This window comes from Streptomyces sp. NPDC025833 (genome assembly GCF_055558055.1).
On record NZ_JBVHNF010000012.1, the window covers coordinates 171,111 to 188,063 of the forward strand.

A 16,953-nucleotide genomic window follows, 5' to 3' on the forward strand; every position below is an offset into this window, starting at 1 on the left:
GCCTACAGGGTCCGCGCGGTCCGTGTCGGCGGCCCGTGCGGCGGCCGGGGCGCGGACGGGCCGCTACGACACCTGCCGGATGTCGGCGCCGGTGATCTCCCCGTCCGACACGCTGTAGGTGCCCCGGAACACGCGCACGGTGCCGTCGGTCTGGGTGGCCCGGATCTCGGCGCTCACCTGTCCGTAGCCGCTGTCGGTGGCGGTGACGTCGACGTGCGCGGTGGAGGAGAAGCCGGCCACCCAGTCCGAGTAGGCGCCGTTGAAGAGGCGGGAGCCGCCCATGTCCCAGGCCGCCGAGTAGTTCCCGGCGTTGATGTGGTCGTAGTAGTCCGTGACGACCTCGCTCGCCTCCGGGGTGGCCGACGGGGTCTCGCTCGTCCCGGTGTCCGAGCCGTCGTAGGAACCGCCGCCGGAGGAACCGCCGTCGGAGGAGCCGCCCCCGTACGAGCCGTCGTCGTACGAGGTGTCGTCGCCGGGGTAGGTCTGCGCCGGGTCGGCCCCGCCGTCGGAGGACGGGGTGCCGCCCGTGCCGTCGTACGTGGCCTCGGTGGACACCAGTCCGGCGGGAGGGCCGCCGGAGGTGGAGTCGTCGGAGCCGCCGGCGACGGCCACCCCGATCGACACGCCCCCGGCCGCCAGGACGGCCACCAGGGCCCAGGGCAGCCAGGGCGGCAGGCGGGTGGCGCCGACGCGCACGTACGCGCCCCGGTCGCCGGTCCCGGCCGGCTGCCCGGGGGCGCGTGGTGCCCCGCAGTTCGGGCAGGCCGGCTGCGTGGCGTCCTCGACGCGCACGCCGCAGTGAACGCAGAAGTGCATGGCCCCGCCCTCCGCCTACAGCCCGCGGACGGCTTCTTCGATGGTCACGGCCAGGGAGGCCAGCGCGGCGAAGCCGGGCACGGCGTCCACGAGCGCCGTCGCGACCCGGCGCAGCTTCCCCGCGCGGGGTTCGGGCGCGGCCAGCTCCTCGCGCGCGTCCTGCGCGAACTCCGCCAGGTCGTCCCGTTCCGGGTGTTCCGACCGGCGCAGTTCCTCGATGAAGCGGGCCAGCAGGTCGCTGATCTCCTCGGGCGTGGCCGGGCGGCCTGCGGCCTGCTCCTCCTCCCGCCCGGTGGCGCGGAAGTCGACGCGCGCGTTGTCGCCGCTCGCCACCGCCGCGTTGCCGACCCGGGCGTTCCCCGTGGCGATGACGCCCTTGTTGACGCGTCCGTCCATGTCGGTCCCCGTTCGTCCTCGTTCGCCGTCGCTGTCAGTCCGTGTTGGGCCGCGGGATCCTCTTCAGGACGGTCGAGATGCGCGACCGGTCGCCGGAGGCCACCGCGCTCGACTCGACCCTCGCCCCCGCGGAGGCGATGATCCCGTTGTTGATGATGGTCTCCTGACGCTTGATCAGATCGCCCGCGTCGATGTCGTGCTCCTCGGCGAACTCCACCAGCGCGTCCAGGATCCGCCGGTCGACGGTCTTGAGCACCATGCCGGAGTCGACCTTCTGGAAGTACCGCCGGTGGTCCGTTGCGGAGGCGAGCTGCCGCACGCTCTGGCGCGCCCCGTAGTCGAACATCCCCAGCCGGGTGATCTGCCGGCGCTGCTTCTTCAGCCGGCCGCGCATCCGGAAGTCCGGGAAGAAGCCCGAGACCGCCCGCGCCGGCGAGGCGAGCAGCACGAACGGCGTGCTGGCGAGGGTCTGGAGCAGCAGTGCGAGGAACTCGCGCGGCGAGGGGTGGGGCATGAGGGAGTCGATGGTCCGGTAGCGGTCCTGCAACGGGCAGAGCACGGTGGGCAGTGCCTCCACGAACAGGTTGGAGTCCGAGCGCACGAGCCGCAGGAACACCGAGGTGACCAGCTCCCCGCCCCAGCCCGAGGAGTGCGTGACGAGGTAGGCGCGGGCGGTCTCCTCCGGGGACCGCTTCAGCGCGTCGAGGACGCCGGGCGCGAGCCGGGGGAGCGGACGGCCGAGCGGGTCGGGCAGGAAGCGGGTGTCGCCGAGCAGCGCCGACCCCTCCACGAACACCCGCTCCTCCAGTTCCAGGCAGGGCAACGACAGTTCGCCCACCCGGCGGGCGATGTGGGCGTACAGGTCCGCGACGTCGAACTCCCGCGGCCGCACGCCCTCGCGCCCCGAGGTGGTCACGTCGAAGGTCAGCGACCAGGAGTCGAGCTGCTGGCCGTAGCCGGTGAACGGGGAGAAGCCGCTGTAGACGGTGAGGTCGCCCTGCGCGTACTCCTCGATCTGGCGCAGCCGCCGCGCGGCGGACTCGTTCGGCGGCAGCGGCGCGCGCTGGGGGTCGAACCGGTCCGGTCTGAGCTGCTGGAGGCGTTCGCCGTAGTGGGTGGAGAGCGCGAACACCAGCGTCGTCAGCCAGGCGAGCACGAGCATGAGGAACACGGTCAGGCCGCTGCCCAGCGCCAGCAGCCCGATCGCCAGCATCAGGAACTCGGCCGCCAGGACCAGGTCCCGGGCGTGCCGGCGGGCGTTGGCCTCGTAGGCGTACCGCAGCACCACGGACACGTCGCACCCGGGGGCCGGGGCCACGCCCAGGTGCGGCTCGGCGGCGACGTCCCGGATGAGGGAGTCGGCGTACTGCCGGTCCAGGAAGGCGGCCGCGCACATGTACCGGGTGAGGTCCCGGCCGCCGGTCCAGCGGGGGACGGCGAGGCGGCGGGCGGTGCGTGCCGTGTCCACCCGGTCCGCGGCGGCCACCGCGGCCCCGCACGTGCCGCAGAAGGCCGCCCCGGGCACGGTGGCGGTGGAACAGCCGGAACAGATCGTCTGCGTCTGGGTCATCGTGGCTCCCCCGGTGTGAGACGCCCCACACCGTTCAGTGCACCACCGGTGCGGGGGGACGGCTGGTCCCAGGGGGGTTTCGACGCCACTCCGTTACATGATCTCCCTCAAATCCGTTGCCAAGGACGGGAGTTGTGGCCACGGCTTGACTGTGCGGGGTCGCCGGGCGCGGTCCCGGCGGGCGGGCCGCCGGACGGCGGACAGCCCGCCGACGGGGGAGGATCGGCGGGCTGTCCGTGGTGCGGCCGTGGCTCAGTGGACGGAGTGCTGCTCCGTCGGGAACGCGCCGCCGACGACGTCCTCGGCGAACGCCCTGGCCGCGCCGGCCATGACCTCGCGCAGGTCGGCGTACTGCTTGACGAACTTCGGCACCCGGCCCGCCGTCAGTCCCAGCATGTCGGTCCAGACGAGCACCTGCGCGTCCGTCTGCGGCCCGGCGCCGATGCCGACCGTGGGGATGTGCAGCACCCGGGTCACCTCGGCCGCCAGTTCCGCCGGCACCAGTTCCAGCACCACGGCGAACGCGCCCGCGTCCTGCACGGCCTTCGCGTCGCGCAGGAGCTGCTGGGCCGCCTCCTCGCCGCGGCCCTGCACCCGGTAGCCCATGGCGTTGACGGACTGCGGGGTCAGGCCGATGTGGGCCATCACCGGGATGCCGGACTCCACCAGCAGCCGGATCTGCTCGTGCGAGCGCTCGCCGCCCTCCAGCTTGACCGCGCCGACCCCGGCCTCCTTCACCAGCCGGGTCGCCGAGCGCAGCGCCTGCACCGGGCCCTCCTGGTAGGAGCCGAACGGGAGGTCGCCGACGATCAGGGCGCGCTGCGTGCCGCGTACGACGGCCGCCGCCAGCATGGTCATCTCGTCGAGGGTGACGGGCACGGTGGTCTCGTACCCGAGGTGGCAGTTGCCCGCCGAGTCGCCGACCAGCATGACCGGGATCCCGGCCTCGTCGAACACGGACGCGGTCATCGCGTCGTAGGCGGTGAGCATGGGCCACTTCTCGCCCCGCTCCTTGGCGAGGGCGATGTCGCGGACGGTGATGCGGCGGGTGCCCTTCCCCCCGTACAGCGCCTTGCTGCCGTCGGAGGGCTTGTTCTGGGCAGCCGAAAGCTGCGTCATGGCAACGGCTCCTTCAGTCATCTCGAGGCACCCTGACGGCGTCCCCGGATCACCTCCATGGTGGCACCTCGTGCCATCCAGGGCCAGAGGGGCTCCCCCCTGTTCCCCGCCCGGCACCCGGAACACCCTTCCGGGGCCCTCGCGCAACCGGGCGCCGCGTAAGGGCTTGGTAAAGGAACCAGATACGAGACGGTGTCGTATCGAAAGGCTCATACGCTCGGAGACATGACACGTACCGTCCCCGCCTCCCGTGTACCGGAAGCGATACACGGGCGCCGCTGGGCCATCCTCGGCGTCCTGATGCTGAGCCTGCTCATCGTGGTGCTCGACAACTCGATCCTGAACGTCGCGATCAAGACCATCGCCACCCCGGCGCCGACCGGCCTCGGCGCCAGCCAGAGCCAGATCGAGTGGGCGATCAACTCCTACACCCTCGTCTTCGCCGGCCTGCTGTTCACCGCCGGCCTCATCGGCGACCGCCTCGGCCGCAAGAAGGTGCTGCTCGGCGGCATCGCCGTGTTCGGCATCGGCTCCGCGCTCGCCGCCGAGTCCGGCTCGCCGGGCCAGCTCATCGCCTACCGCGCGCTGATGGCCCTCGGCGCCGCCTTCGTGATGCCCGCCACCCTCGCCGTCCTCATGAACGTCTTCGAGCGCGAGGAGCAGCCCAAGGCCATCGGCATCTGGGCCGGCGGCGTCGGCCTCGCCATCGCCATCGGACCGATCACCGGCGGGGCGCTCCTGGACCACTTCTGGTGGGGCTCGGTCTTCCTCGTCAACGTGCCCATCGTGATCGTCGCGCTGGTGCTGATGGTCTGGCTGGTGCCCGACTCGCGCGACCCGCGGCCCGGCCGCCTCGACCCCGTCGGCGTGGTCCTGTCCGTCGTCGGCCTCGTGCTGCTGGTCTACGGCATCATCAAGGGCGGCGAGCTGGCCGACTTCACCGACGCGAAGGTGCTGGGGACGATCGTCGCCGGCCTCGCCGTGCTGGTCGCCTTCGTCGTCTTCGAGAAGCGCAGCGACCACCCGTCGCTCGACGTCGGCTACTTCCGCGACAAGGTCTTCTCGGCCGCCATGAGCGCCATCGCCCTGGTCTTCTTCGCGCTCATGGGCGTCACCTTCTTCGGCGTCTTCTACACCCAGAGCGTGCGCGGCTACTCCCCGCTGGAGTCCGGCGTGCTGATGCTGCCCCTCGCCGTCGCCCAGCTCGTCTTCGCGCCCCGGGCCCGGCTGCTGGTCGACCGGTTCGGCAACAAGGCCACCACCACCGGCGGACTGCTGCTGATCGCCGCCACGCTCGCCACGTTCACCATCTTCGACACCGACACCCCGATCTGGCTGCTGGAGGTCGTCTTCTTCGTCATGGGCACCGGCATGGCACACATCATGACCCCGACCTCGGTCGTGATCATGCAGGCGCTGCCCCGGGAGAAGGCCGGTTCCGCCTCCGCGCTCAGCAACACCTTCCGCCAGGTCGGCGGCGCCCTCGGCATCGCCGTCCTCGGCTCGGTCCTCGCCGCCTCGTACCGCAACGGCATCGAGGGGCGGCTCGGGCTGCTGCCGCCGGGCCTGCGGGACACCGCCGCCGAGTCCATCGAGGCCACGCTCGGCGTCGCCGAGAAGCTCGGCCCGCGGGGCGAGGCCCTGATCGGCCCCGCCAACGACGCCTTCCTGCACGCCATGCACGTCACCGCCCTGTGCGGGACGGGCGTCGCGCTGGTCGGCGCCCTGGTGACCGCCCTCTTCCTGCCGGGTAGGCCGCCGACCGGCCGGGCAGGGGAGAAGGAGCAGCACCTGGTGGCCGCGGCGGACTGAGCCCGCGCGGCGGTGCGCGGGCGGGACGGGTGCCGCGGGACGGTTCCCACGGCCCGGCGAGAGGACGGAGACGACGTGAGCCTTGCCGGCAGCCGGCAGCGGCCGGACACCCCGGCGCGGGGACGGCCGCGCAGCGAAGCCGCGGAGCGCGCCATCCTGGACGGCGTGATGCGGCTCCTGGAGGAGGGCGTGCCCCTCGCCGAGCTGTCCATCGAGCGGATCGCCCGCACCGCCGGGGTCGGCAAGGCCACCATCTACCGCCGCTGGAGCGGCAAGGAGGAGCTGTTCGTCGACGTGGTCCGCGCGGCCGAGCCGCCCGAACCCGAACTCCCCGGCACCTCCATGCGCGACGACCTCGTCGTCCTGCTGGAGAACCTGCGCCGGCGCGGACTGGCCAGCCGCTCCTCGGCGCTGCTGCACAACGTGTACGCCCAGATGAAGTCCAACCCCAGGGTCTGGGACGCCTACCACGAGAACGTCATAGCGCCCCGGCGCGCCCTCGTCCTGGAAGTGCTGCGCCGCGGGCAGCGCGACGGCGAACTCCGGCCGGACGTCGACGTGGACCTGGCGAACGACCTGTTCGTCGGCCCGATGGTGGTCCGTTCGGTGCTGCGCCCCGACACCCGCCTGCCCGAGGGCCTCGCCGAACACATCGTCGACACCGTCCTGGCCGGCCTACGGCCCGTCAGCCCGACGGCCGCGCCGCGGTGATGTGCGTGTTTCGTCACAGACGGCGCCCGTCCCGGGGCTGACCGGAACCTCATCCACCGGCTCGCTCGTCCTCGTCTTCCGTACGGCCGTCACGGGACGGCGGGAACGGGACCGATCATCCCCTAGGGTCGGAAGTGAACGGGGGGCGAACGGTGTGCACGGCGGGCAGTGAGGCAGACGGTATGGCGCAGCAGGCGTACATGACGGAGACGGCGGACGGCGGTTCGGGCCCCGGGCGACCGGGAACCCGGTTCCGGCGCCTCGCGGGCCGCCTGTCCGCCGGCTGGCGGGGCGATCCGGGCGTCTGGCGCCGCGGCGCCGTCCTCGCCGCGCTGGCCCTGCTGCTCGCCCTGGTGATGCTGGTGCACTCGCACATCCCCAACCGGGTCGGCAACCTCGGCAGTCTCACCGAGACGTTCCTGCCCTGGCTGGGCCTCGCGGTCCCGGTGCTGCTGGTGCTCGGCCTCGTCCGGAAGTCGGCGACCGCGCTGGTGGCGGCGGTGCTGCCCGGGATCGTGTGGCTGAACACCTTCGGCGGCCTGCTGACCGACAAGTCGGGCGGCGCCGGCGCCGCCGACGACCTCATGGTGGCCACCCACAACGTGAACGCCGGCAACCCGGCCCCGGCCGAGACCGCCACCGAGGTGGCCGCCTCCGGCGCCGACGTGCTGGCCCTGGAGGAGCTGCCCGCCTCCGCCGTCCCGGTGTACGAGAAGGCGCTCGCGCCGACGTACCGGCACCACGCGGTGGTGGGCACGGTCGGCCTGTGGAGCAAGTACCCGATGACGGACGTGCGGGCCGTGGACATCCGGCTCGGCTGGAAGCGTGCGATGCGCGCGACCGTGGCCACCCCCGAGGGCCCGGTGGCCGTGTACGTCGCCCACATGCCCTCGGTGCGGGTGAAGGTGGAGGCCGGCTTCACCGCCCGGCAGCGGGACAAGAGCGCCGACGCGCTCGGTGAGGCGATAAAGCGCGAGAGCCAGGCGCGGGTGATCCTGCTCGGCGACCTCAACGGTACGATGAACGACCGCTCGCTCAACGCCGTCACCTCGCAGCTGCGCTCCACGCAGGGCGCGGCGGGCAACGGCTTCGGCTTCAGCTGGCCCGCGTCGTTCCCGATGGCGCGCATCGACCAGATCCTGGTCCGGGGGGTCGAGCCGGAGAGCTCCTGGACGCTGCCGCGCACGGACAGCGACCACCTGCCGGTGGCGGCCCGTGTGAAGCTGGACACAGAGTCGTAACCTGCCGGAATACCGGGCCTGGGAGCTTTTGTTCCGTTCGGGAACTTACTGCGGGATCCGAACCCGTCACGCACTCCGCTCCGAAAGGCCCCTCATGCCCCTGGCCCTGCTCGCCCTCGCCGTGGGTGCCTGCGCACGTGAGGATTGAGTTCTAGATGGATCTGGTTGCCTGACCAGCACAACACCAAGGCTCCTGCTTCGGCGGGGGCCTTCGTCATGGGAGGAACCGTGCCCGAGCCGCACTGGAGGCAGGAGTTACGTCGGACCGTCCAGGCGGTCACCCAGCAGAGCCCGCACCTGGAGCAGATCGCGTGCGACAGTTTTGCGGAACACATCGAAGCCGCGTACAAGCGCGGCCACGAGGCCGGCTCCAGCCGGGCCCGCTACCGCCTGGTCCAGTAGAACGAACGACTGCGGCGGGAGTTGAAGCTGGCCCGCCGCGAGAGCGACGGAGCGACCGCATGCTCATCGTGCCCGTCTGCCATCGGTGCCACCGAGTCCGGTGCATCTGCGGGTGAGTCGCCCGACGGGTCGGCGTCGCGGCCCGACCACAGAAGCTGATCATCCTGGCCGCCTTCGTCATGTCAGCGGTGCCGTACTGGTTGAACTGATCAAGCACCCCCTGAGGGCGATCAAGAGGAACAGAGCGCGGATCGGCTGGCTCTGGCCGAAGGCGCGATGGGCGCCCTCGTCGGTCTGCCGGCCCAGCCCGTCGGCTGCCACGCAGCGCCGATGGGACCGGGCCAAGGATGCGATCTCTGCCCGGTCAAGATGCAGTGTTCAAGCTCGTCGAGTCCGGCCAGGCCCGCTGGCGCGCGATCACCGGAGCCCCTCTCTTTCCCCTGGTCCGCGCCGGGGCCCGCTTCGAGAACGGCCACCTCGTCGAACGCCCCGAGGCCGCAGCAGCCTGACGAAGACGCTGCCCCAGCCCGTCCACCACGGAAAGCCGTCGCACCCGCCGAAGCGGCCACGCCAGGGTTCCCGCATGCGCTTCACGATCTCGCCGCCGCCCGTCCGCTAGCGGGCGGCGCACACCAGTCCTGACCCCGGCCGCACAGCCGCCGGGGCGATGGATGCCGCCCGCACACCAAGCGGACCCCCTCCGGCCATCCATCGTGGAGACGCACCACATGATCACGCACGCCCTCACGCCGCTTCGGCGTGGCCTGCTCTCCGTTTCCGCCGCCGCCATCGCCTGGGCGCAGGCGGCGCGGCAGCAGCCGAACTCTTCCGCACCAGCGGCCTCGGCCCCATCGCCGTGTCGTTCTGGCGCTTCGCCATCGCGGCCGCCGTCCTGACCGCCCACCGCTTCCGGCAACCTGCCGACGTCCGGCCCACGCCATGCCGACGCACCGCCGTCTTCACCGGCGTCGCCCTGGCGGCCTATCAGACGGCCTACTTCGGCGCCGTCCACAACGCCGGGCTCGCCCTCGGCACCATGGTCACCCTCGGCGCGAGCCCGATCCTGGTCAGCGCCGGAGCCCACGCCCTTCTGAAAGAGCGGCTCACCAAGCGCGGCACCGCCGCGATCGGAACCGCGCTGCTCGGCCTGCTGCTCCTGATCGCGCACCCAGTCTCCGGGCCCCGCCCCTATATGGGCATCGCGCTGGCCCTGCTCTCCGCCATCGGCTACAGCGCCGACACTCCGCACGCCCGCCACACCGGGAAAGCAACCTCCGGATCTGGTCTCTGCCCTGATCTCGGCCTTGGCCGTGGTGACGGCCGGGTCGTACATCTCCTTCAGGACCAGGGCGGCGAGCAGGTGGGTTTGATCAGCTTGGGCGGGGCCTTCTTCAGGCCCTCGGTGCTTCTCCGTGGCTACTAACCGCGGGGCGAAGAACGGCCCCAGGACGACCGTACGGGTCGGCTCCTGGGGCCCGTAGGAGATCTGGCCGATCGCGGCCAGGCGCCGCACCGCGGCGTCTCTCTCGGCTACCTGCTTGCCTCCGTGACGACATCGTCTGTCACGCGCACCCGGCGGGTCAGTAGGGAGCAGCCGAGCAGGACGGGAAGAGGCTGGCACGCGCCGCCGCAGCCGGCGAGCAGTTGTGCGAGATGGTCGAGGACAAGCCGGAACCGAAGGTCGACATCACTTGGACAGTGAGCGACAAGCCCAACCCGGCTGCACTCGCATGGGTGTTGGACACGCTCTTCGCGCCCCGGCCGGACGACCAGACGGCATTATGCCGCCACATGGGTGATCCCGGGAACGTTTTGCAGGCCCTCCCTGGATCACATGGCCAGTCGCGAAGGGGCTGACGTGAACCAGATTCTCACAGACGAGCGGCAGCGGCTGCTGCTGTCCATCGAGGCTGTGATCAAGGCGGCTGAGCCCGGCCAACTACGAGCCGTTACTTATCTCCGAGTGTCCACGGAGGACCAGAAGAAGGGCTACGGCATCGCCTATACGGGCAAGCGCGTAGTCAAGCACATCAGCAAGAAGGGCTGGGCCCTGGTCGGCGTCTTCGCCGATGAGGGGTACAGCGGAAGCCTGGAGGCCGACCGCCGGCCTGACCTTCGGAACCTGATGGGGCTCGCGCGCCAGACGCCGCGCCCCTTCGATCTTGTCTGCGTCTACGAAGACCGTGCCATCGGCCGTAAGCGAAGGGCCTTCTGGCCTTGGGTGTGGGAGCTGGAAGACCTCGGGGTCTTCACAGCCGTAGTCAAGGGCGACTACGACAACACCACCGATGAAGGCCGGTCGCGCATGCGCAAGGCTGCCGACCGAGCTGAAGACGAACTGATCACGATCCGGGATCGCACACAGGGCGGCATCCAAGAAAAGGCCGAGGATGGCGGGTACACCGGCGGCAAGGTTCGCTACGGATACCGCATTGAAAACCAAGGCAAGAAGGGTGAGTCCCGCCTGATCGTGGACGAGTGCGATTCTCCCGAGTCGTGCACGACGGTACATGAGGCGGCGGTGCTGCGCCGCGGCCGTGATCTGTTCATCGACTTCAACGGTGACCGTCAGAAGACGGTCACCAAGCTCAACGCCGAGAAGCTGTTCAACCGCGAAGGCAGCCCGTGGAACGTCCGGGTCTTCTTCTCCATGCTGCTGGACGAGGACCGACTGAATGCCCAAGTCGTCTGGCGCAACACCAGCCGCGGAGGGAAGAGCGCAAAGGTCGGGCCAGACGGCCAGCCCATCTACGGCGATACGGTCGTGATCGACCTTCCGCCGATCTTCACCTCTGAAGAAGTGGTGGAGCTGCGGAATGTGGCGGAGCGGGCCAGGGTCAAGCGGGCGCCGGCGACTCAGGTCGCCGTGTACACCCTCTCTAACCGCCTCACGGGCCCCTGCGGGGCCGCGTACACGGGGCAGGGCTGGAAGAGCAAGACGGCCCGTTACTACCGCTGCAAGGGCAAGGAACCCGCTTATCCGGGCGCTCCCGTCTGCTCCTGCTCGGTGATCGATGCGGAGGCCATCGAAGAGCGTGTATGGAGTGAGGTCTCCGCCTTCTTGGGGGATGCCGAGCGCCTTGAGGATCTTGCCCGCCGCTGGGTGGGCGCCACAGCCGCCCAAAAGGTCGACTATGCGGCGCGGATTGCGGGCCTGGACCAGCAGATCCAGGAGCAGGACGACATCATTGAGGCGACGGAGGCCACGGCAGTGGCCCGCGCCATCCGCCGTGGCCTGTCCAAAACTGAGGCGCAGAAGGCCGCGGAGAAGGCCGTGGCTCCGCTTGAGGCTGAGCTGATCGAGTTGCAGCGGTTGCGCTCGGAAGCCGAAGCATGGCAGAGGGAGGCTCAGGCGCTTGATCAGCGAGTGCAGGGCCTGCGAGCCCTGGCCGAGGCGGCCGAGGACCGGCTGAGTCACCTGACCGCCGCCCAGCGGGCTACTTTCCTGGCGGTGCTGGACATCAAGGTCACAGTCAAGGCCAACCCGGCCAGCGGCCGGGCCGGGTCTCCGTGCTCCCTGATGAAGTGGTTCGCCGACACCGGCCGTGTGGTGCCGCACCTGACCGATGAGGCTTGGGTGAAGGTCAAGGACATCGCAGAGGACCGCGCCTACCGCAAGCTCACGGCCCGGCAGATCCTGTCCGGGTTGCTCTACAAGGCCCGCACTGGGTGCCGCTGGCCCGAACTCCCTGAGGAGTACGGGGCTCACGAGTCCGTCAAGACGTACTGGAAGCGCTGGGACAAGGCCGGCATCTGGGAGCGGATCATGGAGCGTCTGGCCGATGAGCCGGGCGGGCCCATTTTCGAAGAGGCGAGCAAGGTCCCGCCCTTGAAGATCAAGGGCGAGCTGATTCCGGAGTTGGTCCTAGACCCCGAGCGACGCTCGAAGCTGGGATATCGTTCGGCATCGGCACGACCGAGTTCGTGATGATGGGGCTGCTGCCCGATGTCGCGGACGACCTGGGCATCTCGATCCCCGCCGCCGGGCACCTGGTGTCGGCGTACGCGCTGGGCGTCGTGATCGGCGCCCCGCTGCTGGCCGCGCTGACGGCGCGCATGCCGCGCCGCACGGTCCTGATGGCCCTCATGGCGCTGTTCGTGGTGGGCAACGCGCTCTCCGCCCTCGCCCCCGGCAACGGCTCCCTGCTGGCCGCCCGCTTCGTCAGCGGCCTGCCGCACGGCGCCTTCTTCGGTGTCGGCGCGGTCGTCGCCACGGCGATGGTCCCGCCGGAGCGCAAGGCCCGCTCGGTGTCGCTGATGTTCCTCGGCCTGACCGTCGCCAACGTCGCCGGTGTGCCCGCCGCCACCCTCATGGGCCAGCACTTCGGCTGGCGCGCCACGTTCCTCGCGGTGAGCGCGATCGGCCTGGCGGCGATCGCCTCGCTGGCCCTGCTCGTCCCGCGCGACCGGGAGCACGCGGCCACCGCGGCCGGCCTGCGCGGCGAACTGGCCGCCCTGACCTCCCTGCCGGTCTGGCTGGCCCTCGGCACGACGGTGGCGGGCTTCGGCGCGCTCTTCGCGGCCTACAGCTACGTGACACCCATGCTGACGGACGCGGCCGGCTTCGCGGAGGCGAACGTGACGCTGCTGCTGGCCCTGTTCGGGGTCGGGGCGACGGCCGGCAACCTGCTGGGCGGCCGGCTCGCGGACCACTCCCTGCGCGCCACTCTCTTCGGCGGCCTGGCCTCCCTCGCGGCGGTCCTGGCCCTCTTCCCGCTCCTGATGCGGGCCCAGGGGAGCGCGGCGCCGGCGGTGGCCCTGCTCGGCATGGCGGCGTTCGTCACCGGGTCCCCGCTCCAGCTCATGGTGATGGAGAAGGCCGCGGCGGCCCCCTCCCTGGCCTCCTCGGCCAACCAGGCGGCCTTCAACCTGGCCAACGCCGGGGGCGCCTGGATCGGCGGCCTGGCCCTGGCGGCCGGATTCGGCGCGACCTCCCCCGCCCTCGCGGGCGCCGCCCTGGCCGTGCTGGGCCTCGGGGTGGCGGGCGTGGCGTACGCGGTCGACCGCCGCCGGGAGGCCCCGTCGGCGGGCCGGGTGGTCACGTCCCACGTGCCGCAGGACTCCGGGGCGCTGCACCGCTGAGGCGGGGGGCACCCGAGGGGGCGTCAGGACGCTGCCGCGGCGGGGGTCGAGCCGCGGCACCGGTGTGGTGACCTGGCGGGGCGTTCACGGGTGGTCTAGTCCACCGTTCGGTGCCCTGTGCAGGCACAGGGCGTCCGAGCGCCCCGAATTGGTCTAGTCCCTTCTTGGTCCAGACCATTGACCCAGGGCTGTGGCGGGCGTATCCCTCTAGTCGGCAACACCCTCCCCGCTCAAGGATTTTGCTCCATCCCTCCACACACCGGGACTGACATGAGACTCGTGCGTTCCATTCGCGCGGCCGTCACCGCGGCCGCCACCACGGCGGCCGCGGTGGGCCTCGCCCTCACGGGAACCGGCACCGCCCAGGCCGCCACGCCCCTCCCCAGCCACGTCTTCGCCCCCTACTTCGAAGCGTGGACCGGCGAGAGCCCCGCCGCCCTCTCCGCCGCGTCGGGCGCCAAGCACCTGACGATGGCGTTCCTGCAGACCGCGACCAAGGGCTCCTGCACGCCGTACTGGAACGGCGACACGAGCATGCCGATCGCCGCCTCGACCTTCGGCGCGGACATCAAGACGATCCAGTCCAAGGGCGGCGACGTCATCCCGTCGTTCGGCGGCTACACGGCCGACACCACCGGCACCGAGATCGCCGACAGCTGCACCGACGTCCAGCAGATCGCCGCCGCGTACGAGAAGGTCATCACGACCTACGACATCTCGCGGCTCGACATGGACATCGAGATCGACTCGCTCGACAACACCGCCGGCATCGACCGCCGCAACAAGGCCATCAAGATCGTCCAGGACTGGGCGGCGGCCAACGGGCGCAAGGTGGAGATCTCCTACACCCTGCCCACCACCACCCGCGGCCTCGCCGACAACGGCAAGGCGCTGCTGCGCAACGCGGTGAGCAACGGCACCCGGGTAGACGTCGTCAACCTCATGACGTTCGACTACTACGACAACCAGGCCCACGACATGGCGAAGGACACCCAGACCGCCGCCCAGGGCCTGTACGACTTCCTCGCGCAGATCTACCCGAGCAAGACCCCGGCGCAGCTCTGGAACATGGTCGGCGTCACCGAGATGCCGGGCGTCGACGACTTCGGCCCGGCGGAGACGTTCACCCTGGACAACGCCCGTACCGTGTACAACTGGGCGGTCGCCAAGGGCATCAACACGCTGTCCTTCTGGGCGCTCCAGCGGGACAACGGCGGCTGCCCGGGCGGAGCGGCGGCGGACAACTGCTCCGGCATCGCGCAGAACACCTGGGACTTCTCGCACATCTTCGCCCCGTTCACCGGTGGCGGCACCACCAACCCGACCAACGACTTCTCCGTCTCGCTCACCCCGGCCTCCGGGACCGTGACGGCCGGTCAGTCCGCCACCGCCACCGTGAAGACGGCGGTGACGCAGGGTGACGCCCAGAGCGTCCAGCTCAGCGTCAGCGGTGCCCCGGCGGGCGTCACCGCCTCCCTCAGCCCGACCTCGGTCACCGCGGGCGGCAGCTCCACGCTCACCCTGGCCACCACCTCGGCCGCGGCCTCGGGCACCTACACGGTCACCGTGACCGGCACGGGCGCCGCCGGCAGCCACTCGGCGACCTACTCCCTGACCGTCACGGGCGGCTCCGGCAACCAGTGCACGTCCGCCGCGTGGGCCAAGGAGACGGTGTACACCGGAGGCCAGCAGGTCTCCTACAAGGGCCACAACTGGAAGGCCAAGTGGTGGACGCAGGGCGAGGAGCCCGGCAGCACCGGCCAGTGGGGCGTCTGGCAGGACCTCGGGGCCTGCTGACCCACCCCACTGAAGGCCGGGTCCCGACCCCACCGCCGACCCGGCCGCCGAGCGGCCCGGAACCCGCCCCCGAGGGCGCGGCTCCGGGCCGCTCACCCATGTGCCGGCGCCTCGCCCCCGGTGGCCAGCTCGCACCACACCGTCTTGCGGTCCGGCCCCCGTTCCACGCCCCACCGCTCGGCGAGCGCGTCCACGAGGGCCAGCCCCCTGCCCGACTCCCGCGTCCGCGTGGCGGGCAGCAGGACGGGCAGCGCGTGCGTTCCGGGGTCGGTCACCTCGATGCGGGTGCGTCCGGGCCCCGCGGCCGTACCGGTGACCCGCACGGTCACCGGGGTGCCCTCGCCGACGTGGTCGATGACGTTGGTCAGCAGCTCCGTGGCGCACAGCCGTACGTCGAAGCAGTGGTCGCGCAGGCGGCGGCGCAGGTCCGGCGCGGCCTCGGGCGTGGCGAGCAGGCGGAACTCCAGCGGCGTGGTCACTCGGCGGCCGCCTCGCGCAGCACGGCGGTCAGGGCGCGGGCGGTGGCCGTGTTGCAGTTCCCGAGCGCGACGAGCCCGGCGGGCGGCGTGTACGAGCCCGCGAAGCTCGGCAGGTCCGCCGTGAGGGACGGCAGCGTGATGCCGTGCCGGGCGAGGGCGGCGCGGAGTTCCTCGACGCAGCGGACGACGTCGTGGGCGGTGGGGGAGTGGTCCGGCATGGCGGGGGCAACCTTCTGTGCTGTGTGTGACGAACACCTCACAGAATGTCGTCCGCGTCGCTACCGTGGAAGACGGTTCGCGTCCGCGGCGCGAACAGTGGAATCGGCACGGTGAGTTACGGCGGTGAGTACGTGGCCAAGGGCAAGGACATCGACGGCTCGATGAGTGTCCCGACCTTCTACGGCAAGGAGCTGCGGTGGCAGCGGGAGGCGGCGGGCCTGTCGCTGGAGGCGTTCCTCGAAGGCAGCTTCTACGGCAAGACCTACCTCAGCGACATCGAGCGCGGTGAGCGCAGGATGCCGCTCGACCTGGCCCGGCACGCGGACCGGGTCCTGGGCACGGACGGCTTCTTCGAACGGCACTGCGAGGATGTGCGGAGGGCGCGCCGGGGGCCGCATGCGGCCTACTTCGAGAAGGTACTGGAGGCGGAGAAGTACGCGGAGTCCATCGAGTTGTGGTCCCCCGCCGCTCTGCCCGGGCTGCTGCAGACCGCTCCGTACGCGCGGGGGCTGGTCCGGGCGGCCCATCCGGCGGCTTCGGACGAGTGGGTCGAGGCGAAGGTCGTGGCCCGACTGGCCCGCGCGCACATCTTCGATGAGGAGCACTCCGTCCCGGAGTACTGGGCGATCCTGCACGAGTCGCTCATCACGGACCCGCTCCTCCCGCCCCTGGAAATGGCCGAGCAGATCGACCGGATCGTGACGTTGGCCGAGCGGCGACGGATCACTCCGCAGATCCTCCCGCGGACGTGCGGGGCGTATCCTTTGATGGCCGCATCCATCATGGTCATGACGTTCCCGGACGCACCCCCGCTGGTCTACACCGAGGCGTCCTACAGCGGGGACACCATCGATGATCCGGCCCTCGTGAAGCAGTACCGCAAGGCATACGATCGGCTCAGGGCCGTCGCGTTGTCACCGGACAGGTCCCTCGCCTTGATCGAATCAGCGGCAGAGGACTTCCGAAATGGTAAGCACCCGAATCGACTTGAGTGACGCTCTCTGGTTCAAGAGCAGCTACAGCAACGGCGACGGCGGGGAATGCGTCGAAGTAGCAGGCGACTTCCCCGGCGCCGCCCTCTGGCGAAAGTCGAGCCACAGCAATGGGGACGGCGGCAACTGTCTGGAGGTCGCCTCCGGTGTCCCCGGTGTCATACCCGTACGCGACTCCAAGGCGCCCCGGGGGCCGGTCCTCCTGCTCACCCCCGCCGCCTGGCTCCCCTTCCTCGACTCGGTCAAGTCGGCGTAGCGGACCACGCGGGCCACGCGAAGGGGGCGTGGGGTCACCAGGACCCCACGCCCCCCCCGCC

General features: G+C 71.1%; 16 protein-coding genes and 1 pseudogene. 11 read left to right on the forward strand and 6 right to left on the reverse strand.

The genetic code is table 11. The features are described 5' to 3' along the window. Window positions 1-63 precede the first annotated feature (63 nt). From ACZ4K2_RS22680 to panB, 4 genes are all read right to left on the reverse strand, one after another. Window positions 64-816: a zinc ribbon domain-containing protein gene (locus ACZ4K2_RS22680; protein ID WP_467469114.1), complete on the reverse strand. Its 753-nt coding sequence runs from the start codon at window positions 814-816 to the stop codon at window positions 64-66. 15 nt (window positions 817-831) lie between these two features. Next, on the reverse strand, window positions 832-1,212 hold the full coding sequence (locus ACZ4K2_RS22685; protein ID WP_467469116.1) for a hypothetical protein: 381 nt from the start codon (window positions 1,210-1,212) through the stop codon (window positions 832-834). Window positions 1,213-1,246: 34 nt separating this feature from the next. Further along, on the reverse strand, window positions 1,247-2,782 hold the full coding sequence (locus ACZ4K2_RS22690) for a zinc ribbon domain-containing protein (protein WP_467469117.1): 1,536 nt from the start codon (window positions 2,780-2,782) through the stop codon (window positions 1,247-1,249). A 252-nt stretch (window positions 2,783-3,034) separates the two neighbouring features. Continuing rightward, window positions 3,035-3,901, reverse strand: coding sequence for a 3-methyl-2-oxobutanoate hydroxymethyltransferase (panB, locus tag ACZ4K2_RS22695; RefSeq protein ID WP_467469119.1), 867 nt, complete (start codon window positions 3,899-3,901; stop codon window positions 3,035-3,037). 225 nt (window positions 3,902-4,126) lie between these two features. On the opposite strand from panB, the gene ACZ4K2_RS22700 reads away from it, so the two are divergent. From ACZ4K2_RS22700 to ACZ4K2_RS22740, 9 genes and pseudogenes are all read left to right on the forward strand, one after another. After that, window positions 4,127-5,713 (forward strand): MFS transporter, encoded by a 1,587-nt coding sequence (locus ACZ4K2_RS22700; RefSeq protein WP_467469121.1) that lies wholly within the window; start codon window positions 4,127-4,129, stop codon window positions 5,711-5,713. Between the two features lie 75 nt (window positions 5,714-5,788). Beyond that, window positions 5,789-6,424, forward strand: a complete 636-nt coding sequence (locus ACZ4K2_RS22705; RefSeq protein WP_467469123.1) for a TetR/AcrR family transcriptional regulator — start codon at window positions 5,789-5,791, stop codon at window positions 6,422-6,424. Between the two features lie 182 nt (window positions 6,425-6,606). After that, on the forward strand, window positions 6,607-7,665 hold the full coding sequence (locus ACZ4K2_RS22710) for an endonuclease/exonuclease/phosphatase family protein (protein ID WP_467469125.1): 1,059 nt from the start codon (window positions 6,607-6,609) through the stop codon (window positions 7,663-7,665). A 165-nt stretch (window positions 7,666-7,830) separates the two neighbouring features. Then, entirely contained in the window at window positions 7,831-8,067 is a 237-nt protein-coding gene (locus tag ACZ4K2_RS22715; protein WP_467469127.1) for a hypothetical protein, read from the forward strand. Between the two features lie 374 nt (window positions 8,068-8,441). Further along, window positions 8,442-8,576 (forward strand): annotated as a pseudogene (locus ACZ4K2_RS22720) (IS256 family transposase); the annotation flags it as partial. A 158-nt stretch (window positions 8,577-8,734) separates the two neighbouring features. Further along, the gene (locus ACZ4K2_RS22725; protein WP_467469129.1) at window positions 8,735-9,490 is read left to right on the forward strand and encodes an EamA family transporter; all 756 of its coding nucleotides are present in this window, start codon (window positions 8,735-8,737) and stop codon (window positions 9,488-9,490) included. A gap of 435 nt (window positions 9,491-9,925) precedes the next feature. Next, window positions 9,926-11,995 carry a recombinase family protein gene (locus tag ACZ4K2_RS22730; RefSeq protein WP_467469131.1) on the forward strand — a complete coding sequence of 690 codons (2,070 nt, stop codon included), beginning with the start codon at window positions 9,926-9,928 and terminating at the stop codon, window positions 11,993-11,995. Further along, a complete protein-coding gene (locus tag ACZ4K2_RS22735) occupies window positions 11,995-13,149 on the forward strand; it encodes an MFS transporter (RefSeq protein ID WP_467469709.1) in 1,155 nt (384 codons plus the stop codon). The genes ACZ4K2_RS22730 and ACZ4K2_RS22735 overlap by 1 nt, the downstream gene beginning before the upstream one ends. A gap of 270 nt (window positions 13,150-13,419) precedes the next feature. After that, window positions 13,420-14,946 (forward strand): chitinase, encoded by a 1,527-nt coding sequence (locus ACZ4K2_RS22740; RefSeq protein WP_467469133.1) that lies wholly within the window; start codon window positions 13,420-13,422, stop codon window positions 14,944-14,946. A gap of 92 nt (window positions 14,947-15,038) precedes the next feature. Here ACZ4K2_RS22740 and ACZ4K2_RS22745 read toward each other — a convergent pair whose 3' ends face one another. After that, window positions 15,039-15,425, reverse strand: coding sequence for an ATP-binding protein (locus ACZ4K2_RS22745; protein WP_467469135.1), 387 nt, complete (start codon window positions 15,423-15,425; stop codon window positions 15,039-15,041). Further along, window positions 15,422-15,643: a hypothetical protein gene (locus ACZ4K2_RS22750; RefSeq protein WP_467469137.1), complete on the reverse strand. Its 222-nt coding sequence runs from the start codon at window positions 15,641-15,643 to the stop codon at window positions 15,422-15,424. Before ACZ4K2_RS22750 ends, ACZ4K2_RS22745 begins: the two co-directional genes overlap by 4 nt. Window positions 15,644-15,805: 162 nt before the next feature. Between ACZ4K2_RS22750 and ACZ4K2_RS22755 the strand changes: the two genes are divergently transcribed. Next, window positions 15,806-16,639 carry a helix-turn-helix domain-containing protein gene (locus tag ACZ4K2_RS22755; RefSeq protein ID WP_467469711.1) on the forward strand — a complete coding sequence of 278 codons (834 nt, stop codon included), beginning with the start codon at window positions 15,806-15,808 and terminating at the stop codon, window positions 16,637-16,639. Then, entirely contained in the window at window positions 16,611-16,892 is a 282-nt protein-coding gene (locus tag ACZ4K2_RS22760) for a DUF397 domain-containing protein (RefSeq protein WP_467469139.1), read from the forward strand. Before ACZ4K2_RS22755 ends, ACZ4K2_RS22760 begins: the two co-directional genes overlap by 29 nt. Window positions 16,893-16,953: the final 61 nt, after the last annotated feature.

Excerpts from the sequence above, each read along its gene's own strand:
- ACZ4K2_RS22680 (WP_467469114.1), bottom strand. The coding sequence starts at position 816 with ATGCACTTCTGCGTTCACTGCGGCGTGCGCGTCGAGGACGCCACGCAG.
- ACZ4K2_RS22685 (WP_467469116.1), bottom strand. The coding sequence starts at position 1,212 with ATGGACGGACGCGTCAACAAGGGCGTCATCGCCACGGGGAACGCCCGG.
- ACZ4K2_RS22690 (WP_467469117.1), bottom strand. The coding sequence starts at position 2,782 with ATGACCCAGACGCAGACGATCTGTTCCGGCTGTTCCACCGCCACCGTG.
- panB (WP_467469119.1), bottom strand. The coding sequence starts at position 3,901 with ATGACGCAGCTTTCGGCTGCCCAGAACAAGCCCTCCGACGGCAGCAAG.
- ACZ4K2_RS22700 (WP_467469121.1), top strand. The coding sequence starts at position 4,127 with ATGACACGTACCGTCCCCGCCTCCCGTGTACCGGAAGCGATACACGGG.
- ACZ4K2_RS22710 (WP_467469125.1), top strand. The coding sequence starts at position 6,607 with ATGGCGCAGCAGGCGTACATGACGGAGACGGCGGACGGCGGTTCGGGC.
- ACZ4K2_RS22725 (WP_467469129.1), top strand. The coding sequence starts at position 8,735 with ATGGATGCCGCCCGCACACCAAGCGGACCCCCTCCGGCCATCCATCGT.
- ACZ4K2_RS22735 (WP_467469709.1), top strand. The coding sequence starts at position 11,995 with ATGATGGGGCTGCTGCCCGATGTCGCGGACGACCTGGGCATCTCGATC.
- ACZ4K2_RS22740 (WP_467469133.1), top strand. The coding sequence starts at position 13,420 with ATGAGACTCGTGCGTTCCATTCGCGCGGCCGTCACCGCGGCCGCCACC.
- ACZ4K2_RS22750 (WP_467469137.1), bottom strand. The coding sequence starts at position 15,643 with ATGCCGGACCACTCCCCCACCGCCCACGACGTCGTCCGCTGCGTCGAG.
- ACZ4K2_RS22755 (WP_467469711.1), top strand. The coding sequence starts at position 15,806 with ATGAGTGTCCCGACCTTCTACGGCAAGGAGCTGCGGTGGCAGCGGGAG.
- ACZ4K2_RS22760 (WP_467469139.1), top strand. The coding sequence starts at position 16,611 with ATGGTAAGCACCCGAATCGACTTGAGTGACGCTCTCTGGTTCAAGAGC.